Origin of the sequence: Mycolicibacterium flavescens (assembly GCF_001722335.1) — a bacterium.
Classification (GTDB): Bacteria; Actinomycetota; Actinomycetes; order Mycobacteriales; family Mycobacteriaceae; genus Mycobacterium; species Mycobacterium flavescens.
In genome coordinates this window covers 132,266-155,766 of record NZ_MIHA01000005.1, presented here as the reverse complement: position 1 = coordinate 155,766, position 23,501 = coordinate 132,266, and the positions used below count along the sequence as shown (strand labels likewise).

The following is a 23,501-nucleotide window of genomic DNA, read 5'->3' as shown; positions in this document are numbered from 1 at the left end:
CGAGCCAGAAAGAATTGGCGAACGCAAGAACGTCAGTGGCGGCACTGCCGGATGCGGGTGCCCACGTGCGCGGAAAGCCGTTGATGCGGTGCCCCGGCGGCACGGCAGGTGCGCACGACGATCTCCGGGTTGTCGGCGCCGAACACTCCATAGAGCACTTCGTCGGACGGTACGGACAGCGTGACCAGCAGCCGCACGGGAGTGCCCTCGCCGGTGGCGGTCTCAGCGGCCTCGTCGAGGCGGGCGACGATGTCGTCGACCGACTGCTCGCTCAACTCCGGCAGATACCACTCCGCCAGATAGCACGCTTGACTGCTCTCCACATGACAGACGGTAGCCATTTGTCAACGAAACGGAATCCGGTGTTTCCCTACATTCCACGACCGACTTCTTCCCTATGCAAGAAGCTCGGGCAGGACGATCTCGGCGATCAGCGCGCGGTGATCCGATCCGGGAACGGCCACCGTGCGCACGGAAGTTGCCGTGGCGTCGCGGGTGAGGATGTGGTCGACGGCGAACACCGGCGGCACCGCTATGTCGGCGGGATGTGTACGGGTCAGGCCGGCACCGGCCTGCTCGGCCGCGTCGTGGTAGCCGTCGCGCAGCAGCGCGCGGAACTCGCGCATGTCCGGTGTGCTGTTCAGGTCGCCCGCCACCAGCACCGCGCCGGGGGCGTCGGCGGCGATCTGCTGCAGCACGGTCGGCAGCCGCGTCACGTCCTGCCGCCAGCCCTCGAACGGGTCGGGCCACGGCGCCGACAGGTGGGTGGTGACGACCGTCGTCTCCGCCGCCGCGCCCGGTATCCGCACCCGCGCGGTGAGCAGGCCGAGCCAGAACTCGTCGAAAGACGTGCCGGCCCGCATCGGGTAGCGGCTCCAGATGCCGACCCCGGCCGGCCCGTCGCGCGGCTGCAGAACCTGGAACGGGAAATCCGCGCCGAGTTCGGCAAGGTTCTCGGCCAACTGCGGGGTGAGCTCCTGCACCGCGAGCACGTCGACCTGCTCGCGGGCCAGGGTGACGACGGCCGTCGCATCCGCTTCGCCGTACCGCAGGTTCACCGACGCGAACCGCACCGTCACCCCGGCCGGTGCGTCGTCGGCGCTATATAAGGGCGCCTGGACGGCGACGACGGCGGCGGTCAGCGCGACCGCCAACAGCGTTGCGCCCCAACGTCGCAGCGCCGCGAACACCAGCACCGCGACCGGCGCGCCGAGCATCAGGTACGGCGCGAGCGCGGCGATCACCAGCAGCGGGCGGTTGACGATCGGCACGAACCGCACCGCGAACGCGACCGCCGCGAGGACCAGCGCCACCACCGCCAGCGTCGTCGCGATCCGTCGCGCCACTGCTTTGAATTCGGTCAGAATGACGCGTCCGATCTCGCTCGATGTGTGACAGTTGACCCATGCGTAAAGCGGGTCGCGTGATCGTACTTTTCTTCCTGAGCCTGCTGAGCACCGCGGTGCTGGGCGTCGTCGCGGCGCTGCTGTCGGCAGTGAGCCTGGCGGCCACCGCGCTGATCGTGCCCGGCACCGGAACCCCGGACGCGAACGTGGTCGACAAGTTCAAGCAGAACGCGCAGACCCGGTATATCGCACCGTTCTCCAACTGCGACGACGCGACGTGCGTGCTCGACGGAATCAACTATCCCGCATCGTTTTTCCCGCTGGTCATCTTCCCCGGCTGGTGCGAACCCGGGCGCTGCGAGACCTGGAACACCTCGGTGGGCATCGGCGTCGACCACCTCTACACCGCGCTGGACACCATGGAAGACCCCGAGGGGTTCACCCTCTTCGGCTACTCACAGGGCGGCGCGGTGGTGTCGAACACGCTGCGGCGCATCGCCAAGGACAACCCCGACCTGCTCGACAAGATCAACTCGGTGGTGATGATCGGCAACGCCTACAACCCCGACGGCGGGCTGTTCACCCGGCTGGGTTTCCTGCCGACGATCCCGTTCCTCAACATCACCTTCGGGCCCGCGACGCCGACCGACCTCGGTGTGGAGATGACGACCATCGGCTTCCAGTACGACCCGGTGATGTACGCGCCGCTGTACTGGGGCAACCCGCTGGCGTTGTTCAACGCGTTCGCGGCGTTCGACAACGTGCACGGCTACTACCTGACGCCGAACGGCAAAGGCCCCAACGATCCGATGGCCTACGGGTACGACGACACGGAGCTGGCCGACATCCTCGCCTCCGGGTGCCCCGGCGCGTACTGCCGCGTCGACGAATTCGACAACAAGTACTACATGATCCCGGCCAAGAGCCTGCCGATGATGAACCTGATCATGTCGGCGGTGCCCGAACCGCTGCGCCCGTTCGTCAAACCGCTCGTCGACCTGACCAGCCCGGCGGCCAAGGTGCTCATCGACCTGGCCTACAACTGGAGCGGCGACCCCGGCCAGACCCGCTGGCTGTCGATCTTGCCGTTCAGCCCGACCACCAACTGGCTCAAGGTCGGCGTCGACCTGGCTGTGGCTGTGGTGCAAGGCATTTCGGACGCCATCAACGGCGGCGCGACGATCGCCATTCCGGCCGAGGAGGTCGAGACGCTGGCGGCCACGTCGTCGCAGCGCTCCGGCCGCTCCGCCGAGATCACCGGCGAGCCGCCGAAGCCCGAACCCGTGCCGGAGAGCGTCGACGAGGGTACCGATGACGGCGTGAAGGACGACGGGCTGACCGGCGACGACGGCGCCAAGGACGACGACGTCGACGGTACTGAGGACGACGAGGCCGTGGACGACGAGGTCGTGGACGAGGAAGTCGGGGACGAGGAAGTCGGGGACGATGTCATCACCGATCCCGAGGGCGTCGAGGACGAGGACGTCACGGACAACGACACCGAAGACATCGGCGCCGAGGACGACGTCGACACGAACGACGTTGACACAAAGGCCGACGACGCCGGCGCTGACGACACCGCCGACACGGACCCCGCCGACAAAGCGGCGGCCTAACGTCAGGCGGCGATGGCCGGCTTCAGGTAGGTGACCAGGCTGACGTCGATGCCCTCGTCGATGAAGTAGTACTGGCAGCCCTTGAGGTACCGCATGTAGCGGTGGTAATTCTCCTCGTCGGTGGCCGCGATCGCGGCGTCCTTGTTGCGCTCGAGGCGGTCGGCCCAGATACCGAGCGTCTTGATGTAGTGGTTGCGCAGCGAGATCGCCTCGGGCACCTGGAAGCCGGCCTTCTCGCCGTGCTCGATCATCATCTGCGTGGTCGGCAGCCGCCCACCCGGGAAGATCTCGGTGATCATGAACTTGATGAAGCGGGCCATCTCGAAGGTCAGCTTCTTACCGCGCGCGGCCAGGTCGTACGGGTGGTAGCCGACGCTGCTCTGAATGGTCATCCGGCCGTCCTCGGGCAGGATGTCGTAGCAGGTCTTGAAGAAGTCGTCGTAGCGCTCGAAACCGAAGTGCTCGAACGCCTCGATCGACACAATGCGGTCGACGGGGGAGTGGAACTGCTCCCAACCCTCCAACCGGACGTCGAACGTGCGCTCGGTGTCGACCTTGCCCAGCAGCTCGTTGCAGTAGGCCTGCTGGTTCTTGCTCAGCGTCAGGCCGATGACGTTGACGTCGTACTTCTCCATCGCGCGCTGCAGCGTCAAACCCCAGCCGCAGCCGACCTCGAGCAGCGTCATGCCGGGCTTGAGGTCGAGCTTGTCGAGGTGCTGGTCGACGTTGGCGATCTGTGCCTCCGACAGCGTGACGTCCGGACCGGTGAAGTACGCGCAGCTGTACTTGCGAGTCGGATCCTGGAACACGCCGAAGAAGTCGTCGGAAAGGTCGTAGTGCGCCTGGATGTCCTCGAAGTGGGGCCGCAGGTCTTTCGTGCCGGTGGAGTTGTCAGACATATTTCCCCTGATTGGCCTTTCCCAATGACGCGAGCCGCTCACGGTTCGTCACCTGATGGTCTGGTCGTACACCCTAGCCGTCGCTCAGAGCTTGACCCTAATTCGCGGGTTCGCCACTCCGGCGGTCTTTACCCGACGCGTGTGCCTCGACTTCCAGTACGCCCCCGAAACGTGCGGACTTCCCCGGCCGGCCGCTGTTTGACCAGGCGGGGAATGGGCTGTCAACGCCTATTTCTGCAGCGTGAACTGGTTCACGTCAATGTAGCCGACGCGGAAACCGTTCGCGCATCCGGTCAGGTAGTGCATGTAGCGGTCGTAGACCTCTTCGGACTGCACGGCGATGGCCTCGTCGCGGTGCGCCTCGAGCGCCTCGGCCCAGCAGTCCAGCGTGCGCGCGTAGTGCGGTTGCAGCGACTGGCGGCGGGTCAACGTGAAACCGGCCTTCTCGGCGTGCTCACCGACCAGTTCGATCGTCGGCAGATATCCGCCGGGGAAGATCTCGGTGAGGATGAACTTCACGAACCGGGCCACCGAGAACGTCAGCGGCATCTTGCGCTCGGCCATCTGCGGCAGCGTCAGCGCGGTGATCGTGTGCAGCAGCATCACGCCGTCGTCGGGCAGCACCCGGTGCGCCATCGCGAAGAAATCGTCCCAGCGGTCCTTGCCGAAATGCTCGAACGCGCCGATCGACACGATCCGGTCGACCGGTTCGTCGAACTGCTCCCAGCCCTGCAGCAGCACCCGCTTCTCCCGCGGGCTGTCGTTGGCGGCGAACCGCTCCTGGACGTGCGCGAACTGGTTCTCGCTGAGCGTCAGGCCGATGACGTTGACGTCGTAGCGCTCCAGCGCCCGCAGCAGCGTCGAACCCCAGCCGCAGCCGATGTCGAGCAGCGTCATCCCCGGCTGCAGACCCAGCTTGCCGAGCGCCAGGTCGACCTTCGCCTGCTGCGCCTCCTCGAGCGTCATGTCGTCGCGCTCGAAGTACGCGCAGCTGTAGGTCTGCGACGGGTCGAGCCAGAGGCGGAAGAAGTCGTCGGACAGGTCGTAGTGGGCCTGTACGTCGTCGAAATGCGGTTTCAAATTGCGGCGGGAAGCCATGTCGGTGCCTTTCGTGGGCGGATCAGTAGCTCGGCGTCGCCAATGACAGCTGCAAGCCCTGAAGCACTCGGCTCGACGATACGCCCTACCCGGGCAGTCAGAAACCGGCGAAATTCTTACGCGATGGCGGAGAAGTTGCTCTTCAATTCGCCAATGACGTCGTCCCACAGCGATTCGGGCAGCTCGTGGCCCATGCCGTCGAACAGCGCCAACCGCGCGTTGGGGATTGCTTTGGCAATCGATATGCCGCCCGACGGGCGCATCAGCTTGTCGGCCTTGCCGTGGATCACCACCGTCGGCGCGGTGGTCTGCCGGTTGTAGTGCAGCAGGCTGCCGCTGCCGGTGATCGCGTTGAACTGCCGCGCGATGCCCTGCGGGTAGTAGGAGCGTTCGTAGAACGCGACGGCGTCCGCGCGCAGCGTCTCGTCGTCGACGGGAAAGCCCGGGCTGCCGATCAGCTTGCTGACCCGGATCGAGTTCTCGATGATCACCTCGCGCGGAGAGTCCGGCGCCGGCCCGGTGACCACGGCCAGCAGTTGGCGCGGGCCGGGCGGCGGCAGGAAGGCGCGGTTGTTCGACGAGAAGATGACGCCCAGCGTCTTGGTGCGACGCGCGTGGCGGGCGGCGAAGATCTGCGCGATCATCCCGCCCATCGACCCGCCGACGATGTGCGCGGTGTCGACGTTCAGGTGGTCGAGCACCGCGGCGGCGTCGTCGGCCATGTCTTCGAGCGTGTAGACCGCCGGGCTCTTGATGCCCAGCACCGAGCGCACCATGTTGCCGATCTGCGAGCCCTTGGTGCGCTGCCCGTCGAGGTGGCTGGACAGGCCGACGTCACGGTTGTCGAAGCGGATCACCCGGTAGCCCTGGTCGACGAGTTTCTGGCAGAAGCCGTCGCGCCAGTACACGAGCTGCGCGCCCAGACCCATGATCAGCAGGACCGCTGGGGCGTCGGGATCGCCGATGTCCTCGTAGTGGATGTTCAGATCTCCGGACGGGGCTTTACCTTCCCGCACATCCACTGCTCAGACCTCCAGTTCGTCCTTGTGTTCTCGGCTGACCTCGACCATGAAGTTGGCAAAGTACCCGGTCAGCTGCGGGTCGTTCATCATCTGCCACTTCGGCGCCAACAACTTCATGTAACGCTCGACGTAGAGGAACTGTTTCCCGATCAGGACAAGCTCACGCGGCAGCTTGACGTCGTAGGCCTCGGCCAGCGTCGACAGTTGCTTGCCGATCTCGGCGTAGCTCATGTCGCCCAGCGTCGACATGGTCAGCGGGGTGGCGAACTTCTCCAGGTCCTTGGCGGCCTCGTCCTCGGGCTTCATGGTGCCGACGGCGCCCATCAGCACGACGATCTTGCCCGCGGCGGCGTGGTCCTTCTTGACCAGCAGCGCATACACGAGTTCGCGCAGGAGCCAGCGGGTGCGCGGGTCGATGCGGCCCATGATGCCGAAGTCGAAGAACACGATCTTGCCGTCGTCGTCGACGTAGAGGTTGCCGGCGTGCAGGTCGCCGTGGAACAGGCCGTGGCGCAGACCGCCCTCGAAGACGCTGAACAGCAGGGCCTTGACCAGTTCGGTGCCGTCGAAGCCCTTCTTGCGGATCGCGGCGACGTCGTCGATGCGGGTGCCCTGGATGCGTTCCATCGTCAGGACCTTCTCGCTGGTGAGATCCCAGTAGACCTGCGGCACCCGGATGTTCTTGCCCAGCGGCGAGGCGTGCATGTGCGACACCCAGGCGTCCATCGACTGCGCCTCGAGCCGGAAGTCGAGTTCTTCGGCCAGGTTGTCGGCGAAGTCGGCGACGACGTCCTGGGCGGACAGGCGCTGGCCGAGCTTGGCGAATTCGACCAGGCGTGCGCCGCGTTTGAGGATCTGCAGGTCGGCGGCGACTCGTCTGCGGATGCCCGGACGCTGGATCTTGACGACGACCTCTTCGCCGCTGTGCAGCGTCGCGTAGTGCACCTGCGCGATCGACGCGCTGGCGAACGGCCTGGTGTCGAAGCTCTTGAACAGCTTCGAGGGCTCGTCACCGAGTTCCTCGAGGAACAGCTTGTGCACCTCTTTGGCGTCGGCCGGCGGCACCCGGTCGAGCAGTCCGCGGAACTCCTTGGACAGCTGCTCGCCGAACGCGCCGGGGCTCGACGCGATGATCTGGCCGAACTTGACGTAGGTGGGCCCCAGGTCGGCGAACGTCTGGGGGACCTGCTTGAGGATCTTCTGCTGCAGCGAACCGCGACCGGTGATGTTGCCCAGAACCCGCGCTCCGGTGCGGGTGACCTGCCAACCCGTCGCTCCGACGCGCGCGGCCTCGACCGGAAGCGGGACCCGGTCCAGCCTGGCGATGTCGCGGTGCTGCGTCTTTCGCGTGGCACTCATAGGTTGCAGTCTCTCAAAGTCGACGGTGTCGCGGCCAATCGCGGCGGTGCGCCGAAACTGTATTTCTGCAGGCTCAGGCGTCGGCGAACGCGCGCTCGACCTCGTCGCGGCTGCGCACGGGGTCGTCACCCAGACGGTACGCCGGCAGCGTGTGCTTGACCGTCGTGCCGGACTTCACCCGGGCCTGGGCCTGCCGGAACTCGGGGATCGGGCCCTGTGCGAGGTGCAGGCCGTTGATGACGCTCCACACGGCCGCGCGGCGGGCGGTGCGCTCGACGATGTTGGGGTCCTTGTGCTGGATCAACTGCTTGGCCCAGCGCGGCATGGTGTCGCGGATGGCCCAGTTGATCGCCGCCTGCGCCATCGGCAGCTCGGGTCCGGTGGCCACCGCGGTGCCGTGGGTGACGGCGAGCTTGGGTAGATACGACTCGAGGCACTCGGCGACCTCGGCCTTGGTCTCGGGCAGGTCGGTGCCGCCCAGGGCGTGGCCGACGCGGATGAACTCGCGGTAGTACTGATCGATCTTCTTGCCGCGCAACGGGTTCGGATGGTACAGCTCGTGGGCGGTGGCCAGGCCCCACACCACGGTGGCGTAGTTCCAGCGCAGCCAGTCGGGGTCGTCGGCGTCGTAGCGGGCGCCGTCGGGGCGGGTGCCCTTGATGGTGTGGTGCATGGAGCGGACGGTCAGCGCCAGGCGCTCGGCGGTCTCGGTGGACCCGTAGGCGGTACCGATGAAGAACGCGATCGAGTGGCCCAGGCGCACGACCGCGCCCTTGGGATCGATCTCCGGGACGGCGACGCCATTGTCGTCGCGCTTGACCAGCCGCGAGTGGTGCATGCCCATCCAGAAGATCGACGGGTCGAGGCGCTCCATGAACGCCGCGCACTGCAGACCGAAGATCAGCGACTGCATGTGCGAGTGCACGTGCCAGACCGCGCTGCCGGGCCCGAACCAGCCGGGGTCGCCGACCGGGGCGGCGAACTCCATGCCTTTGAAGTAGTTGCGCCGGACGTCCTTGTCGAAGCGCTGGTTGAGGAACTCGCCGATGAACTGATGCGGCAGCAGGATCACGGTCGCCCTTTCGCGAACTTTGGTCACGGTTGTCACCAGAATACATTTTGGTCACGTATGTGACCAGACTTGTCTACGCTGTGGGGGTGTCGAGTCCCACGCGCTGGGCCGGAGTGCCTTTGACGGATCGGCGCGCCGAGCGGCGCGCCCGGTTGATCGACGCGGCGTTCCAGTTGTTCGGCGACGGTGGGGAAGCGGCGCTGTCGGTGCGGTCGGTGTGCCGCGCGTGCGGGCTGAACACCCGCTACTTCTACGAGAGCTTCGCCGACACCGACGAATTACTCGGGGCGGTCTACGACGAGGTCAGTGCCGCGCTGGCCGCGGCGGTCGACGAGGCGATGACGTCGGCGCCGGATTCGCTGCGCGCGCGGACGCGGGCCGGGATCGCGGCGGTGCTGGGATTCAGTTCGGAGGATCCGCGTCGTGGGCGCGTGTTGTTCACCGACGCCCGGTCCAACCCGGTGCTGGCCGCGCGCCGAGCCGCGACGCAGGACCTGCTGCGTGAGAGCGTGTTGACCGAGGAGGGGCGGTTGCACCCGGACTCCGATCCGGTCGCGACGCAAGTCGGTGCGGCGATGTACACCGGCGCGATGGCCGAACTCGCCCAGCAGTGGCTGGCGGGGCGGTTGGGGACGGACTTGTCCGTCGTCGTTGACCACGCGGTGCGGCAGTGGCTGCGGTAGGCGTGTGCACCGGGGGTAGTACCTGTTTCTGTGCCAGCCTCTGCGCGACATTGTCGCTGAAGTTGCGACGGCCGGTAGTAGGTGAGCGACTTTGTCGCTCCGAGGCTGGCAGAGAGAGCACATACCTCCCGGAGGACGCGCGGGTGGCCGGTGGGGCGGGGTTGCCGGCGGGGCCGAGTTGTCCACAGGGCCGGCCCCGGCGACGCCGTTTGTGTCGGTCCGGGATGCGACCTTCGAGGTATGACGCAACGGAAGGTGTTGCGCGGCACCGAGCTACGCCATGTGTTGACGACGTATCTCGCGGTGCACGGGCCGAGCAGTGTCGACGCGCTGCTCGAGCTACTCGACTACCACTTGTTCACGGTCGCGGGCCGGCCCTCGAAGACGGTGTCCGACGCCCTGCGGTGGGAGGTCCGGCGCGGCCGGGTCCGTCGTCTCCGGCGCGGCCACTACGGGCCAGGCGCAATGCCGCGCTCCACCGAGCACTACATCCACCAGCACGCGCTCGACCTGCGCGAGGAGGCCGCCGCGATGGCGGTCGACGGCGACCTCCGCTCGTTCTGGGACCGACTGTGCGGCGACGAGCTATGACACCACAGCGGGGCGCCACCGCTTGATGAAGTCGGTCTCCGGCCACTCCTCGCTGGCGGCCATCAACTCGTACATCGTTGCGCGGTCGATGGATTCGCGGATGATGTCGGCGTGGCCGGCGTGCCGGCAGAGCTCCTCGATCAGATGCATCGCGGCCCATCGGACGTCCCAGTGGTCGATGTCGTGGGGGAACCACGGCACCTCGTGCGGCACCGGCACCGGCGTCGTGAGGTCGGCTTCGCGAAGCGTCTGCAGCGTCAGCTCGTTCTGTGCCCGCAGCGCGTCGAGCAGGCCGGCGAGGGTCTCGTCGTCGCGCATCACATACTGGTCGGCGTACTCGGCCATGATCTCGTCCATCGGGCGCTCGTCCTTGGGCGGGAAGTCCGGCGCCGCAGCCATCCGCTCGGTCCAGCCCTTCTGCACGCCGGCGGCGTGCTTGACCAACCCGCCGATCGACAGCGCGCTCACCGACGGCGTCGAGCGCGCCTGCTCGTCGGTCAACCCGTACGCCACCGAGAAGAACGCATTCTGCTGGAAAGCCAGAAACTCGATCAGCGTCTGGCGTTCGTCGGCGGCCGGCGGCGGCATTCCTGGCATGGTTAATGTCCCTCTCGGTTGGTGGTGTGGGTGTAAAGGTCTCGGATGCAAGCGATTTCGGCTCCGTGGTGAATGAACTCGCGGTTGATGTGCAGGACCAGCGCGATCATCGGATAGTCAGCGTAGGGGCCCTCGGCCGGTCCGCACGGCCGATTGAGATCATCGGCCGACAGTCCCCGCACGCCGTCGATCCAGGTCTGGTACTGCTCGTCGAGTTGGCGCAGCGCGGTCGCGGCGTCGGTGGCGTAGGACCAACTCTGGTAGTCGGCGGGCGGCGCGCCGAAATGGCTGTGGTTGCGCATCGCGAACACACCGACGATGAGGTGGGCCATGCGCCAGGCGATTGTGGTGAACGGCGGCGGCTGCGGTTCGGGGTCGGCGAAGTCGATCGACCCGTCGCGGTGCACGGTCCAGCAGTTCGGCACCGGCTCCCAGAAGTACTCGTCGTCGGTGAGCCCCTGGAACCGCGGCCGCAGGAACCTCGTCCAGTGGAAGTCGCTCTGCTCGGCGAGCTCGTTGGTGATTGTTGTGCTCATGCTCTGAGCTTCGCAGGGCTATAGGACAGTTTCGGTCCTATGACTAGATGGATGCATGACTCGCCGGTGGGCGCTGTACCGGCACGGCGCACGCCAGCTGGAAAAAGTCGCCAACAGCGGACAGAAACTGTCCTAAAACTGTGACACGCTGGGCGGATGTCGGAGACCACCAGCCGGGTGCTGCAGCTGCTCGGGCTGCTGCAGAGCCGCCGGGTGTGGACCAGCGACGAGCTCGCCGAGCGGCTCGTGGTGACCACCCGCAGCGTGCGCCGCGACGTCGAACGCCTGCGCGACCTCGGCTATCCCGTGCACGCCAGCAAGGGCCACGGCGGCGGCTACCAACTCGGCGCGGGCGCGGCACTGCCGCCGCTGCTGCTCGACCCCGACGAGGCCGTCGCGATGGCGGTCTGCCTGCGGCTGGCGGCGGGCGGGACGATCGCCGGGGTCGGCGAGTCGGCGCTGCGGGCGCTGAGCAAGCTCGACCAGGTGATGCCGTCGCGGCTGCGCTCACAGGTCGCCGCGGTGCACGACTCGACCGTCAGCCTCGCCTCGTCGTCGGACACCCCCGTCGCCCCCGATGTGCTGATGACCCTGGCCCGCGCGTGCCGCGACCACGAGCACGTCACCGCCGACTACGTCGACATCCGCGGCAACGCCACCCACCGTCGTCTCGAGCCGTACCAACTGGTCACCACCGGGCGGCGCTGGTACCTGCTGGCGTACGACCGCGACAAGTCCGACTGGCGCAGCCTGAGGCTGGACCGGATGGCCGACGTGCGCGCCGCCGGCAGCACGTTCACCCCGCGCGAGGCGCCCGACGCGGCCACCTACGTGCAGCGCGCGATCAGCAGCTCGCCGTACCCGTATGTCGCGCGGGTCCGATTCCACGCCCCGCAAAGTGTTGTTGCGCAACACTTCTCACCTGCATCGGTGAGCATCGAACCGGACGGCCCCGACGCGTGCGTCGTCACCACCGGCGCCGACGACCCCGAACGCATGGTGTTCTACTTCGCGACGGTCGGCTGCGACTTCGAGGTGCTCGAACCCGAGGACGTGGTGCGGGCGGTGGAGACGGTGTCGGTGCGGCTGCAGCGCAGCGTCAGCCGGTGAGTTCGAGGCGGTCGGCCAGCATCAGGAACGCCGCCGCGAACGGGTTGTCGGCGGTGGCTTCGCGGATGTGGTCCCAGTCCAGCTGTTCGCGCACCGCCCGCACACCGGGCAGCAGCGCCGCGAAGTCGCAGTGGTGTTCGTTGAGCGAGTTGAGCTTCTCGGTCAACACCTCGGTCGGCGGCAGCACCCGCATCCGGATCGCCATGACGTCGTGCTCCTCGGCGGCCAGGACCTTCTCCTTGTCGACCGGGACACCGTTGAGGCGATGCAGCACGTCGATGACGAAGTCGTCCTCGACACACGCCTTGAACAACCAGTCCTCCGGCGTGCGCTCGACGCGGAAGCCGGCTTCCTCCAGCGTCGCGGCGGCCTTCTCGGTGTCGGGTTCGGCGACGACGAAATCGACGTCGTGCACCGGTTCGGGCCCGCCGAACACCCACAGCGCGTAGCTGCCCGCCAACGCGAAGTCCGGGCCCGCAGCGCGCAGCGCGGACGCGGCGCGTTTGAGCGCGTCGCGCAGATCATCGTTTCTCGCAGCCACTACTCTCCCGGGGCCGACTGATCACCTAGCGGTCATTGTGGGTAGCTAGTACCCATGCAGATGCGGATGGCCACCTTCAACATCTTGCACGGCCGCACCGTCCGCGACGGCCTGGTTCACCGGGACCGGCTCGTGGAGGCGGTGCGCGAACTCGACGCCGACGTGCTGGCTCTGCAGGAGGTCGACCTGGATCAGCCGCGCTCGGGGATGGCCGACCTGACCGCGGTGGCCGCCGAGGCGATGGGCGCGGTCAGCCACCGGTTCGTCGCGGCGATCTCCGGGACACCGGGCGCCACCTGGATGGCCGCCACCGGCGACGAGCAGCCCGGCACCGCGGCCTACGGCATCGCGCTGCTGTCGCGGTTTCCCGCCGAGTCGTGGCAGGTGCTGCGGCTGCCGCGGATTCCGGTGCCGTTCCCGATGTATCTGCCGGGGCCCAACCGCGTGCAGATCGTCGACGAGGAACCGCGCGCGGCGATGGTCGGCTGCCTGGACACCCCGCTCGGGCCGATGACCGTCGCCAATACGCACCTGTCGTTCGTGCCGGGCTGGAACCGGATGCAGTTGCGCCGGCTGGTGCGCGACCTGCAGGGCTTCCCGGCGCCGCGGGTGCTGATGGGCGACCTGAACATGGTGCCGCAGGCGATCCAGCGGTGGACCCGGCTGCGGCCGCTGGCCTCGGGATGCACGTTTCCCGCCGACGCGCCCGACCGTCAGCTCGACCACATCCTGACCGACGACCGCTCGCTGCGCGTTTCGCGCTGCTGCACGCCCGAGCTGCCGATCAGCGATCACCGGGCGCTGGTCGTCGATGTGGTCCGGTGAGCTGGCGAGCAGACGCAAAGTGACCTACTTTTCGGCGGATTGGGGCATTTTGCGTCTTCTCACCATGAGTACGGCACGTAGGGTCGGGGCGTGCGGGTCACCTCGGCGGAGTCGACGGAACTGTTCGTCGGGCCGGCCGACGCGCCGCTGCAGATCGTGCGCGTCGCCTTCACCGGCGGCGGCGGCGAGGTCCGTGTCGACGGCGACGGGCTGAGCGGACATGCGCACGCGGCCGCGGGCTCCGAGGCGGTCGAGGTGCCGGTGGTGGTGGCCGGCGCGGTGGTCGGGCAGCGGCGGGCGGCGCGCGTCGTCACCAGCGACGACATCACGCCGTTCGAATTCACCGTCGCCGAGCCGGGCTGGACGATGTTCATGGTCAGCCACTTCCACTACGACCCGGTGTGGTGGAACACCCAGGCCGCGTACACCAGCGTGTGGAGCGAGGACCCGCCGGGCCGGTGCCGGCAGACCAACGGCTTCGACCTGGTCAGCGCGCACCTCGAAATGGCGCGTCGGGAACCGGAATACAAGTTCGTGCTCGCCGAGGTCGACTACCTCAAACCGTTCTGGGACACCCACCCCGAGGAGCGCGACGACCTGCGCCGCTTCATCGCCGAGGGCCGCGTCGAGATCATGGGCGGCACCTACAACGAGCCCAACACCAACCTGACCAGTCCCGAGACGACAATCCGGAACTTCGTGCACGGCTTCGGTTTTCAGCGCGACGTGCTCGGCGCTCTGCCCGCCACGGCGTGGCAGCTCGACGCGTTCGGCCACGACCCGCAGTTTCCGGGGATGGCCGCCGACGCCGGGCTGACCTCGAGTTCGTGGGCCCGCGGACCGCACCACCAGTGGGGCCCGATGGCCGGCGGCGGTGACCCGTCGCGGATGCAGTTCGCCAGCGAGTTCGAGTGGATCGCGCCGTCGGGGCGCGGGCTGCTCACGCACTACATGCCCGCGCACTACGCGGCGGGCTGGTGGATGGACTCGGCGCCGACGCTGGAGGACGCCTCAGCCGAAACCTACGGACTGTTCCTGTCACTGAAGAAGGTGGCGCTGACCCGAAACGTGCTACTGCCCGTCGGCACCGACTACACGCCACCGAACAAGTGGGTCACCGAGATTCACCGGTCGTGGCGTTACACGTGGCCGCGGTTCGTGTGCGCGCTGCCCAGCGAGTTCTTCGCCGCGGTGCGCGCGGAGATGGACTTGCGCGGTGTGGCGGCCTCGCCGCAGACCCGCGACATGAACCCGATCTACACCGGCAAGGACGTCTCCTATATCGACACCAAACAGGCCAACCGGGCGGCCGAGGACGCGGTGCTCGACGCCGAGAAGTTCGCGGTGTGCGCCGGACTGCTCGGCGGTGCGACCTATCCGCAGGCGGCGCTGGCCAAGGCGTGGGTACAGCTGATCTACGGCGCCCACCACGACGCGATCACCGGCAGCGAGTCCGATCAGGTGTACCTCGACCTGCTGACCGGTTGGCGCGATGCCTGGGAACTGGGCCGCACCGCTCGCGACAACGCGCTCGCCGTGATGTCCGGGGCCGTCGACGGTGACATCGTCGTGTGGAACTCGTTGGCACACTGGCGATCTGATGTAGTGACCGTCAGGATTCCGTCGGGCGGGGTCCGGGTGCTCGACGCCGAGGGCGCGGAGGTGCCCACGCACGTCGACGGACGCTCGGTGAGCTTCCTGGCGCGCAACATCCCGTCGCTGGGGTGGCGGTCGTACCGGATCGAGGAGTCGGGTAGCACGTCGGGATGGGAAACCGTGGATGGCAACGAGATCGCCAACTCGCGGTACCGGCTGCGGGTGGACCCGGACCGCGGCGGGGCGGTCGACTCGCTGGTCGACTCGGGCCGGGAGCTGTTGGCCGGCGGGCGGGTCGGCAACGAGTTGGCCGTCTACGACGAGTATCCCGCGCACCCGGAAGCGGGGGAGGGGCCATGGCATCTGCTGCCGCGCGGCCCCGTAGTGGTTTCGTCGTCGGCCCCGGCATCGGTGCAGGCGTACCGGGGGCCGCTGGGATCGAAGCTCGTCGTGCAGGGCCGCATCGGGAATCTGTTGCGCTACACGCAGACCCTGACCCTGTGGGACGAGGTGGCCCGGGTGGACTGCTCGACCAGGATCGACGAGTTCACCGGCGAGGACCGGCTGCTGCGGCTGCGGTGGCCCTGCCCGATCCCGGGCGCGCGGCCGGTCAGCGAGGTCGGCGACGCGGTGATCGGACGAGGATTCGCGCTGCTGCACGCGGGTGACTCGGCCGTCGACTCCGCCGAACACCCCTGGACACTGGACAATCCGGCCTACGGCTGGTTCGGGCTGTCGTCGCCGGCGCGGATCCGGGTGGGCGCGTCGACATGCGCGGTGTCGGTGGCCGAGGTCGTCGCGCCGGAGCCGCACCTGGCGCGTCCGCTGATCGTCGCGCTGGCCCGCGCCGGCGTCACCGCGACGTGCAGTTCGGCGACGGGCCCGCGCTACGGCGACCTGACCGTCGACTCGAACCTGCCCGACACCCGCATCGTGATCGGCGGGCCCACGGAGAACGCCTTTGCCGCAGCGGTTCTCGCCGAGGCCCCTCAGCTCTACACCGAGGAGCTGCACCGGCAGCTGCGCGAGACCGGGGCGGCGCGGGTGTGGGTGCCGCCGGCCGCTCCACTGGAATCGGTGTGGGTGCCCGGCGCCGATCTGCGCGGGGTGCGGGCGCTGCCGCTGCTGATCATCGCGGGCGAGGACGTGGTGACGGCGGTGGCTGAGGACCTCGAGGACTTCGAGATCACCGTTGATCAGCGTGCGCCGGCGGACATCGGCGGCTTCGAGGACCGCACCGTCGCGGTGCTCAACCGTGGTATCCCCGGCTTTGCGGTGGAATCCGATGGGACGATGCATCTTTCGCTGATGCGGTCGTGCACCGGATGGCCGTCGGGCACATGGATCGACCCGCCGCGACGCACCGCACCCGACGGGTCGAACTTCCAGCTGCAGCACTGGACGCACACCTTCGAGTACGCGGTGGTCAGCGGCGACGGGGACTGGCGGCGGATGCGTATGCCCGCGCTCAGCGCCGACTTCTCACGGCCGCTACTACCGGTGAGCGAGCGGCGCAACGTCGGCGGCAGCCTGCCGTTCGTGGGAACGCTTCTGGAGGTCGAGCCGCAGGGAGTGGTGCGGCTCGGCGCGCTCAAGGCGGCGGGAAATCCGCTGGCCCGCGGGCGCAGCCAGGCCGTCCACCCGTCCGACGGGGTGGCGATGCGCCTGGTCGAAACTCTGGGCGCGGAAACGGATGTGCTGGTCAGGTCGCGGTTGCGGGAGGTGCGGGCCGCGCGCGTCGATCTGCTCGAGCAACCGCGGGTGCAGGTCAGCAACGTGTTGGAGTTGCAGGGCTTCGAGGTGGCCACCACACTGACCCGGCTGGACCTGCCGCGGATGGTCGAGGCCGACCACGTCGTGCTGGCGCCGGACGCCGAACAGGCGCAGCCGCTGTACGCGCGGTACTGGCTGCACAACCGCGGACCGGCCCCGCTGGGTGGTCTGCCCGCGGTCGCGCACCTGCATCCGGTGCACGTGATCGCCGATGGCGCGGTTCGGCTTCGGCTCACCGTCGCCAGCGACTGCACCGACGAGGTGCTGCACGGCCGGGTGCGGATGCTGTGCCCGCGCGGGTGGACGGCCGAACCGAATGTGCTGCCGTTCATGTTGCCGCCCGGCGGATACGTCGACACGGCCGTCGTCGTCACACCACCGGACGGGGCTGAGCCCGGGCTGTATCCGGTGCGGGCCGAACTGGCGTTGACCGGTGCGCACGATCCGATCCCGCCGTCGTGGCGGCAGGTCGTCGAGGACGTGTGCGTCGTCGCGGTCGATGCGACGCCCGAGGACCGCATGCTGCGCCTGGTCTCCGGGCCGGAGGCGGTCGAGGTGGCCGCCGGTGAGACGGCGTCGCTGAGCGTGACCGTCGGCACCGACGCGCACGCCGACATCGCGGCTGAGGCGCACCTGATCACCCCGTGGGGCACCTGGGAGTGGATGGGACCGGCGGCGGTTGGTGCGGAAATCCCCGCGCGGGGGACGATTTCGCTTCAGTTTGACGTCGCGCCGCCGGAGTGGGTGGACCCCGGCGAGTGGTGGGCGCTGGTGCGGGTCGGCGCGGCGGGGCAGCTGGTGTACTCGCCGGCGGTGAAGGTGACCGTGCGATGAGCGTCGAGGTGGCCGCGACGGTGGCCGGGGTGCCCGTACCCATCGCCGAGATCGACGCCAGGGAGGCGCGGTTGCGGGCGTCGCGGATCGCGCCTTCGCTGCCGCGCCCGGGCACCAGCGAGGGCCGGCAGTTGCGGCGGTGGCTGACCCAGTTGGCGGTGACCGAACGGGTGCTCGCCGACGAGGCCGCGACGCGCGGACTGACCGCCGACGGTGCGCCGGACGAAGCCGACCTGTTGCCCGACATGACCGTGCGGATGGAGATCGGCAGTGTGGCGGCGTCGGTGCTGGCGGACCCGCTGGCGCGGGCGGTGTACGTCGACGTCACCACCGCGGTCGAGGTGACTGAGTCGCAGGTGGCGTCGTATCAGTCGCGAAACCCATTGCGGTTCAACAATTGTGAAGCCGCCGAGCATCTGCGTGCCGCCGCGCGTCGTCGGGAGTTCCGCCGCTGGCTCGACGCGCGGTGCGCGGCCGTCGTCGACCTGGCGCCGGGCTACGAGCACCCCGGTGACCCGCGCCAGCCCGACAACACGCACCGGCACTGACGGGTCACGCTTTGTTGCGCCCTTGTTGCGCGAGCAGACAGAGAATCGCACGCTCTAGGCGAATTCTGTGCGACTCTGTGTCTGCTCGCGAGAAGGGCGGAGGGCACGGTCGGAGGTATGGAAGCAACCGTCGCAGTGCTGGCCCTGCTCATCGTCGGACCGATGGTCGGCGTCGAGATCGCCGTCGCGGCGTTCCTCAACCCGGTGTTGGGCAGGCTGCCCGACGAGGCGTTCGCGCAGGCCCGCAGCGACAGCGGCCGAGTCCTGGGCAAGGTGATGCCGTTCTGGTACGCCGCGGCGCTGGTGGTGCTGATCGCGGCGGCCGTGCTGCTGCGGGCCGACTGGTTCTTCGTCACCGCGGCGCTGGCGATGGCCGTCGTCGTGATCGCGACCGTGACGCTGATGGTGCCGATCAACAACCGGATCGGGCGCTGGACCTCCGGCGCCGACGTCGACCGCGGGCTGGCGCGGCAGTGGGACCGGCTGCACTGGCGGCGGGTCGGACTGCTGGTCGCGGTGTTCGGGTTATTGGTGGTCGGGCTGGTGGTTGTCGCGCTCACGGCGGCGTGAGCGTGCATAAACTGCTGAAAATGCGCGGCGTGTCTTGCGCAGACGCGCACGCTCGCGCCAACGGGGGGCGCTCCGTTTTGGCTGATCGGGCCGGGGTCGGTTAGTCTGGGCGGCGTTCCACCGAAGACCGTCGGTCGCCGATGAGCGCTTGCGCGAAGAGTAAGAGCTCGAGCAATCGGTTGAAGGTCCCGGATCACTCCGGGCGGCCCACGCAGGAGGACGAGGCTAACGCTCAACCGTGCGCGCCCCGACCTGTCTGCGTCGGGGCGTTCGTCGTTTCCGGCCCCGAAACCACTGCTCAGCCGCCCGATGGTCACCCACCACGAGGAGGCATGCATGGCCAAGGCTGACAAGGCCACCGCGGTTGCCGACATCGCCGAGCAGTTCAAGGAGGCTTCGGCGACTCTCGTCACCGAGTACCGCGGGCTCTCGGTGGCCAACCTCCGGGACCTTCGCCGCTCGCTCGGTGACTCCGCCACCTACACGGTCGCCAAGAACACGCTGGTCAAGCGTGCCGCGGCGGAGGCGGGCATCGAGGGGCTCGACGACCTGTTCGTCGGCCCCACCGCGATCGCGTTCGTCTCGGGCGAGGCCGTCGACGCCGCCAAGGCGATCAAGAAGTTCGCCAAGGACAACAAGGCCCTCGTCATCAAGGGCGGCTACATGGATGGCCGCCCGCTCAGCGTCGCCGAGGTCGAGCAGATCGCCGACCTGGAGTCGCGCGAGGTGCTGCTGGCCAAGATGGCCGGCGCGATGAAGGCGAACCTGTCCAAGGCGGCCGGCCTGTTCAACGCTCCGGCGTCGCAGGTCGCCCGGCTGGCTGCTGCGCTGCAGGAGAAGAAGGCCGGCGAAGAAGCCGCGTAACCACCCCCACCAGACAAGAAGTAAGTAAGGAAAGGACCAACCATGGCCAAGCTGTCCACCGACGAGCTGCTCGACGCGTTCAAGGAACTGACGCTGCTGGAGCTCTCCGAGTTCGTCAAGAAGTTCGAGGAGACCTTCGAGGTCACCGCCGCTGCCCCGGTCGCCGTCGCGGCCGCCGGCCCCGCCGCCGGTGGTGCCCCCGCCGAGGCCGCCGAGGAGCAGTCGGAGTTCGACGTCATCCTCGAGGGTGCCGGCGACAAGAAGATCGGCGTCATCAAGGTCGTCCGCGAGATCGTCTCCGGCCTGGGCCTCAAGGAGGCCAAGGACCTCGTCGACGGCGCTCCCAAGCCGCTGCTGGAGAAGGTCGACAAGGCCGCTGCCGACGACGCCAAGGCCAAGCTCGAGGCCGCCGGCGCATCGGTCACCGTCAAGTAGCAGCAACACGCGTTACCACACCCGTGGGGTCGATCCAGCAAATGGGTCGGCCCCACGGCCATTTTCGCGATGGGTCACAATCTGAGTGCAGACAAGTGTCGTGGCCTGACTGCGTAAGCTACAGTGACTCAAGCCACAAGCGGTTGAGCATGTGGCCTGTGACGATGATTGGCGGAAGGATCTCGCGTGGGCATTGGTATCCAGATTGAGGGACTGACGAAGTCCTTCGGCCCCCAGCGAATCTGGGAGGACGTCACCTTCGACCTGCCTCCGGGTGAGGTGAGCGTTCTGCTCGGCCCCTCGGGTACCGGTAAGTCGGTGTTCTTGAAGTCGTTGATCGGTCTGCTGCGCCCTGAGCGCGGCAAGATCATCGTCGACGGCACCGATGTCATCCAGTGCACGGCCAAGGAGCTCTACGAGATCCGCACCCTGTTCGGGGTGATGTTCCAGGACGGCGCGTTGTTCGGGTCGATGAGCCTGTACGACAACACCGCGTTCCCGCTTCGTGAGCACACGAAGAAGAAGGAATCCGAGATCCGTCAGATCGTGATGGAAAAGCTCGAGCTGGTGGGTCTGGCCGGGGATGAGAACAAGTTCCCCGGTGAGATCTCCGGCGGTATGCGCAAGCGCGCCGGGCTGGCCCGCTCGCTGGTGCTCGACCCGCAGATCATTCTCTGCGACGAGCCCGACTCGGGTCTGGACCCGGTGCGTACCGCCTACCTGTCGCAGCTGCTGATCGACATCAACGCCCAGATCGACTGCACGATCCTGATCGTGACCCACAACATCAACATCGCGCGCACGGTGCCCGACAACATGGGCATGTTGTTCCGCAAGCATCTGGTGATGTTCGGCCCGCGTGAGGTGCTGTTGACCTCTGATGAGCCGGTGGTGCGCCAGTTCCTCAACGGTCGTCGTATCGGTCCGATCGGTATGTCGGAGGAGAAGGACGAGTCGACGATGGCCGAGGAGCAGGCCATGTTCGACGCCGGTCACCACGATGGTGGTGTCGAGGAGATCGAGGGCGTGCCCCCGCAGATCCAGGCCACCCCGGGTATGCCGGAGCGTCAAGGTGTGGCTCGTCGCCAGGCCCGGGTGCGCGAGATCATGCACACCCTGCCCCCGGCCGCCCAGGAAGCCATCCGCGCCGACCTCGAGGGCACCAACACCTACGCGGCGAGCTCGTTCCCCGAGGGCGAGACCTCTCGGCACCGCACCGTGGAGGACGACGCCCCCACCGGCGCCATCCCGCGCGCACAGCAGTAGGAGCACCTGACGGTCGAGCTGAAGGCTGCAGTCCAAAGACCTACGTTCTGCCGGATCTGCGAGCCGCTCTGCGGCATGATCGCGACCGTCGACGACGGCCGGCTGGTTTCGCTGCGACCCGATAAGGACCATCCGGTGTCGGCGGGCTTCGCCTGCCAGAAGGGCATCGCGTTCAGCGAGGTCGTCAACGACCCCGACCGCGTCACGACGCCGCTGCGCCGCACCGCGTCCGGGTTCGAACCGGTCAGCTGGGACTCGGCGATGGCCGACATCGCCTCGCGGCTGGCCGTGGTCCTGCGAGAACACGGCTCCGGCGGCGTCGGCTGGTACTTCGGCAACCCGGGTGCGTTCAACTACTCGTACACGATCGCGATGGCCCCGCTGATGCTCGGGCTGCCGCGGCTGCACCTGTTCACCGCGGGCTCCCAAGACGTCAACAACCGCTTCGTGGCCAGCCAGTTGTTGTACGGGTCGCCGCTGGCGCTGCCGGTGCCCGACGTGCTGCGCAGCGACCTGCTCGTCGTCATCGGCGCCAACCCCGTCATCTCGCACGGCAGCGTGCTGACCGCCCCGCGGATCCGCGACCGCCTGCACGACATCGTCAAGCGCGGCGGCCGCGTCCTGGTGATCGACCCGCGCAGGACCGAGACCGCCGCCCAGTTCGAATGGCTCGGCATCGTCCCCGACAGCGACGCGTTCCTGCTGCTGTCGCTGCTTCAGGTGATGTTCGACGAGAACCTCGCCGACCGCGACCGGATCGCACGCCAGGCCGACGGCCTCGGATGGCTCGAAGACCTGGCGCGACCGTTCCGCCCGGAAACCACCGAGGCGCACACCGGCATCGCCCCGGACACCGTGCGCGCGCTGGCCCGTGACCTGGTCCGCACCGAACGCGCCGCGGTGTACGGGCGCGTCGGCACCAGTATCGGTGAAAACGGCACTCTCACAACGTATCTGCTCGACGCGGTGAACCTGGTCGCGGGCAACCTCGACGTCCCCGGCGGCGCCATGTTCGGCCGGTTGGGCACCCCCGGGGAGCGGTGGCTGAACAAGGCCGGCGGGGCGCTGCTACGCGGGATCTACGCGCGGCGACGGTCGCGCATCGGCGGCTTCCCCGCCGTGCTCGGCTCCGAACCCGCCGCGGTGATGGCCAAGTCGATCACCACGCCGGGGCGCGGGCAGATCCGGGCGCTGTTCGTCGGCGCGGGCAACCCGGTGCTGTCGGTGCCCGACGGCGACGAACTCGAACGCGCGCTGCAGTCGCTGGACCTGATGGTCGGCATCGACCTGTACGTCAACGAGACGCTCGCGCACTGCGACTACGTGCTGCCCGCGACGTCGATGTACGAGCGCGACGACTTCCCGCTGCCGTTCCAGGCTCTGCAGCCCACACCGTTCCGACAGGCCACCGAGGCCGTCGCCGCCCCGGTCGGGCAGGCACGCGCCGAATGGGAAATCATCGACGACCTGACCGGCCGGCTGTGGCGGTCCTCGCCCGGCTTCGCGATACTGACCGCTGCCCGAAAAGTGCTGTCGCTGTTCGATGTTCGGATGCGGCCGCGGACGCTGGTCGACGCGGTGATCCGGCTCGCCGAAGGTGGGGACCGGTTCGGGCTGCGCCGCGGCCTGAGCTTCGCGAAGCTGACCCGCGACCACCCGCACGGCGTCGTGCTGGCCGAGAACCTGCGCGACGGCGTGCTGGCCGACACCGTCGTCTACCGATCCGGCCGGGTGCGGTTGCGCCACGCACAGATCGCCGCGGAGGTGGCCAAGTTGTCGCGGCGTCGTGTCCCCGACGGCTATCCGATGCGGCTGATCGGGATGCGCGAGGCACGCTCGGAGAACTCGTGGATGCACAACGCGCCGCTGCTGATGCGCGGCGGGCGGGCGCAGCACGCGCTGCTGCACGTCGACGATGCCGCGGCCGCCGACATCGTCGACGGCGACCTGGTGCGCATCGTGTCGCCTCACGGCGAGATCGAGGTGCCGGTCGTGGTGACCAAGGACATCGTGGCCGGGGTGGTCGCGGTGCCGCACGGCTGGGGCCACAAGGGCACCGCCGGGTGGCGGGTGGCCAACAGCGCCGGCGGGGCGAACGTCAACCGGCTGATGTCGAGCGCGGTCGACGACGTCGAAAGCCTGGCCGGGATGGCCCGGTTGACCGGGGTCCCGGTGCGGGTGTCGCGCGTCGAAACTGAGCTTGTGCGCGACGGACGGGGCAAATAGCGCACATAAGTTCAGTTTCGGCGGTTGGAAACGCCTCGCCGGGCTGAGAACGCGCGTTATCTTCCTGTCAAACCCCGTGGCTCGAAGGTGAATT

22 protein-coding genes are annotated in these 23,501 nt (G+C 68.2%); 12 read left to right on the top strand and 10 right to left on the bottom strand.

Annotated elements, in window-relative coordinates:
* Window positions 1–32: 32 nt before the first annotated feature.
* The gene (locus BHQ18_RS08680) at window positions 33–323 is read right to left on the bottom strand and encodes a hypothetical protein (RefSeq protein ID WP_234794116.1); all 291 of its coding nucleotides are present in this window, start codon (window positions 321–323) and stop codon (window positions 33–35) included.
* Window positions 324–395: 72 nt separating this feature from the next.
* Entirely contained in the window at window positions 396–1,346 is a 951-nt protein-coding gene (locus BHQ18_RS08675; protein ID WP_069413185.1) for an endonuclease/exonuclease/phosphatase family protein, read from the bottom strand.
* Window positions 1,347–1,423: 77 nt separating this feature from the next.
* On the opposite strand from BHQ18_RS08675, the gene BHQ18_RS30075 reads away from it, so the two are divergent.
* Window positions 1,424–2,962, top strand: a complete 1,539-nt coding sequence (locus BHQ18_RS30075) for a PE-PPE domain-containing protein (RefSeq protein WP_165614543.1) — start codon at window positions 1,424–1,426, stop codon at window positions 2,960–2,962.
* Between the two features lie 2 nt (window positions 2,963–2,964).
* On the opposite strand, the gene BHQ18_RS08665 is transcribed toward BHQ18_RS30075, so the two are convergent.
* The 5 genes from BHQ18_RS08665 to BHQ18_RS08645 form a co-directional block, all read right to left on the bottom strand.
* Entirely contained in the window at window positions 2,965–3,861 is an 897-nt protein-coding gene (locus BHQ18_RS08665; protein ID WP_069413183.1) for a cyclopropane mycolic acid synthase family methyltransferase, read from the bottom strand.
* Window positions 3,862–4,089: 228 nt separating this feature from the next.
* A complete protein-coding gene (locus BHQ18_RS08660; RefSeq protein ID WP_069413182.1) occupies window positions 4,090–4,959 on the bottom strand; it encodes a cyclopropane mycolic acid synthase family methyltransferase in 870 nt (289 codons plus the stop codon).
* Between the two features lie 116 nt (window positions 4,960–5,075).
* Window positions 5,076–5,981, bottom strand: a complete 906-nt coding sequence (locus BHQ18_RS08655) for an alpha/beta fold hydrolase (RefSeq protein WP_069413181.1) — start codon at window positions 5,979–5,981, stop codon at window positions 5,076–5,078.
* 3 nt (window positions 5,982–5,984) lie between these two features.
* Entirely contained in the window at window positions 5,985–7,340 is a 1,356-nt protein-coding gene (locus BHQ18_RS08650; protein ID WP_069413180.1) for an ABC1 kinase family protein, read from the bottom strand.
* 73 nt (window positions 7,341–7,413) lie between these two features.
* Window positions 7,414–8,409, bottom strand: a complete 996-nt coding sequence (locus BHQ18_RS08645) for an oxygenase MpaB family protein (RefSeq protein WP_069413334.1) — start codon at window positions 8,407–8,409, stop codon at window positions 7,414–7,416.
* A gap of 89 nt (window positions 8,410–8,498) precedes the next feature.
* Between BHQ18_RS08645 and BHQ18_RS08640 the strand changes: the two genes are divergently transcribed.
* Window positions 8,499–9,095, top strand: a complete 597-nt coding sequence (locus BHQ18_RS08640; protein WP_069413333.1) for a TetR/AcrR family transcriptional regulator — start codon at window positions 8,499–8,501, stop codon at window positions 9,093–9,095.
* Between the two features lie 240 nt (window positions 9,096–9,335).
* Complete coding sequence (locus BHQ18_RS08635) at window positions 9,336–9,686, top strand: hypothetical protein (protein WP_069413179.1); 351 nt, start codon at window positions 9,336–9,338, stop codon at window positions 9,684–9,686.
* Here BHQ18_RS08635 and BHQ18_RS08630 read toward each other — a convergent pair.
* Entirely contained in the window at window positions 9,681–10,283 is a 603-nt protein-coding gene (locus tag BHQ18_RS08630; RefSeq protein WP_069413178.1) for a DinB family protein, read from the bottom strand. The two genes, BHQ18_RS08635 and BHQ18_RS08630, sit on opposite strands and share 6 nt — an antisense overlap.
* 2 nt (window positions 10,284–10,285) lie before the next feature.
* A complete protein-coding gene (locus BHQ18_RS08625; protein WP_069413177.1) occupies window positions 10,286–10,819 on the bottom strand; it encodes a DinB family protein in 534 nt (177 codons plus the stop codon).
* Between the two features lie 156 nt (window positions 10,820–10,975).
* On the opposite strand from BHQ18_RS08625, the gene BHQ18_RS08620 reads away from it, so the two are divergent.
* A complete protein-coding gene (locus BHQ18_RS08620; protein ID WP_069413176.1) occupies window positions 10,976–11,929 on the top strand; it encodes a helix-turn-helix transcriptional regulator in 954 nt (317 codons plus the stop codon).
* On the opposite strand, the gene BHQ18_RS08615 is transcribed toward BHQ18_RS08620, so the two are convergent.
* On the bottom strand, window positions 11,919–12,470 hold the full coding sequence (locus BHQ18_RS08615) for a nucleotidyltransferase family protein (RefSeq protein ID WP_069413175.1): 552 nt from the start codon (window positions 12,468–12,470) through the stop codon (window positions 11,919–11,921). The genes BHQ18_RS08620 and BHQ18_RS08615 overlap by 11 nt on opposite strands.
* A 60-nt stretch (window positions 12,471–12,530) precedes the next feature.
* Between BHQ18_RS08615 and BHQ18_RS08610 the strand changes: the two genes are divergently transcribed.
* The 8 genes from BHQ18_RS08610 (at window position 12,531) to BHQ18_RS08575 (ending at window position 23,407) form a co-directional block, all read left to right on the top strand.
* Complete coding sequence (locus BHQ18_RS08610; RefSeq protein WP_069413332.1) at window positions 12,531–13,295, top strand: endonuclease/exonuclease/phosphatase family protein; 765 nt, start codon at window positions 12,531–12,533, stop codon at window positions 13,293–13,295.
* Between the two features lie 90 nt (window positions 13,296–13,385).
* Complete coding sequence (locus BHQ18_RS08605) at window positions 13,386–17,498, top strand: glycoside hydrolase family 38 N-terminal domain-containing protein (protein WP_069413174.1); 4,113 nt, start codon at window positions 13,386–13,388, stop codon at window positions 17,496–17,498.
* The gene (locus BHQ18_RS08600) at window positions 17,495–18,046 is read left to right on the top strand and encodes a DUF7158 domain-containing protein (RefSeq protein WP_069413173.1); all 552 of its coding nucleotides are present in this window, start codon (window positions 17,495–17,497) and stop codon (window positions 18,044–18,046) included. The genes BHQ18_RS08605 and BHQ18_RS08600 overlap by 4 nt, the downstream gene beginning before the upstream one ends.
* Before the next feature lie 117 nt (window positions 18,047–18,163).
* The gene (locus BHQ18_RS08595; protein WP_069413172.1) at window positions 18,164–18,616 is read left to right on the top strand and encodes an anthrone oxygenase family protein; all 453 of its coding nucleotides are present in this window, start codon (window positions 18,164–18,166) and stop codon (window positions 18,614–18,616) included.
* A gap of 336 nt (window positions 18,617–18,952) precedes the next feature.
* Entirely contained in the window at window positions 18,953–19,480 is a 528-nt protein-coding gene (gene rplJ, locus BHQ18_RS08590; protein WP_069413331.1) for a 50S ribosomal protein L10, read from the top strand.
* A gap of 42 nt (window positions 19,481–19,522) precedes the next feature.
* Window positions 19,523–19,915: a 50S ribosomal protein L7/L12 gene (gene rplL, locus BHQ18_RS08585; RefSeq protein WP_069413171.1), complete on the top strand. Its 393-nt coding sequence runs from the start codon at window positions 19,523–19,525 to the stop codon at window positions 19,913–19,915.
* A 186-nt stretch (window positions 19,916–20,101) separates the two neighbouring features.
* The gene (locus tag BHQ18_RS08580) at window positions 20,102–21,181 is read left to right on the top strand and encodes an ABC transporter ATP-binding protein (RefSeq protein WP_069413170.1); all 1,080 of its coding nucleotides are present in this window, start codon (window positions 20,102–20,104) and stop codon (window positions 21,179–21,181) included.
* Window positions 21,182–21,187: 6 nt separating this feature from the next.
* Window positions 21,188–23,407 (top strand): molybdopterin-dependent oxidoreductase, encoded by a 2,220-nt coding sequence (locus tag BHQ18_RS08575; RefSeq protein WP_069413169.1) that lies wholly within the window; start codon window positions 21,188–21,190, stop codon window positions 23,405–23,407.
* Window positions 23,408–23,501: the final 94 nt, after the last annotated feature.

Bases quoted from the DNA above. Each gene is read 5' to 3' on its own strand.
- BHQ18_RS08665 (WP_069413183.1), bottom strand. From the start codon at position 3,861: ATGTCTGACAACTCCACCGGCACGAAAGACCTGCGGCCCCACTTCGAG.
- BHQ18_RS08660 (WP_069413182.1), bottom strand. From the start codon at position 4,959: ATGGCTTCCCGCCGCAATTTGAAACCGCATTTCGACGACGTACAGGCC.
- BHQ18_RS08650 (WP_069413180.1), bottom strand. From the start codon at position 7,340: ATGAGTGCCACGCGAAAGACGCAGCACCGCGACATCGCCAGGCTGGAC.
- BHQ18_RS08635 (WP_069413179.1), top strand. From the start codon at position 9,336: ATGACGCAACGGAAGGTGTTGCGCGGCACCGAGCTACGCCATGTGTTG.
- BHQ18_RS08630 (WP_069413178.1), bottom strand. From the start codon at position 10,283: ATGCCAGGAATGCCGCCGCCGGCCGCCGACGAACGCCAGACGCTGATC.
- BHQ18_RS08625 (WP_069413177.1), bottom strand. From the start codon at position 10,819: ATGAGCACAACAATCACCAACGAGCTCGCCGAGCAGAGCGACTTCCAC.
- BHQ18_RS08620 (WP_069413176.1), top strand. From the start codon at position 10,976: ATGTCGGAGACCACCAGCCGGGTGCTGCAGCTGCTCGGGCTGCTGCAG.
- BHQ18_RS08610 (WP_069413332.1), top strand. From the start codon at position 12,531: ATGCGGATGGCCACCTTCAACATCTTGCACGGCCGCACCGTCCGCGAC.
- BHQ18_RS08600 (WP_069413173.1), top strand. From the start codon at position 17,495: ATGAGCGTCGAGGTGGCCGCGACGGTGGCCGGGGTGCCCGTACCCATC.
- BHQ18_RS08595 (WP_069413172.1), top strand. From the start codon at position 18,164: ATGGAAGCAACCGTCGCAGTGCTGGCCCTGCTCATCGTCGGACCGATG.
- rplJ (WP_069413331.1), top strand. From the start codon at position 18,953: ATGGCCAAGGCTGACAAGGCCACCGCGGTTGCCGACATCGCCGAGCAG.
- rplL (WP_069413171.1), top strand. From the start codon at position 19,523: ATGGCCAAGCTGTCCACCGACGAGCTGCTCGACGCGTTCAAGGAACTG.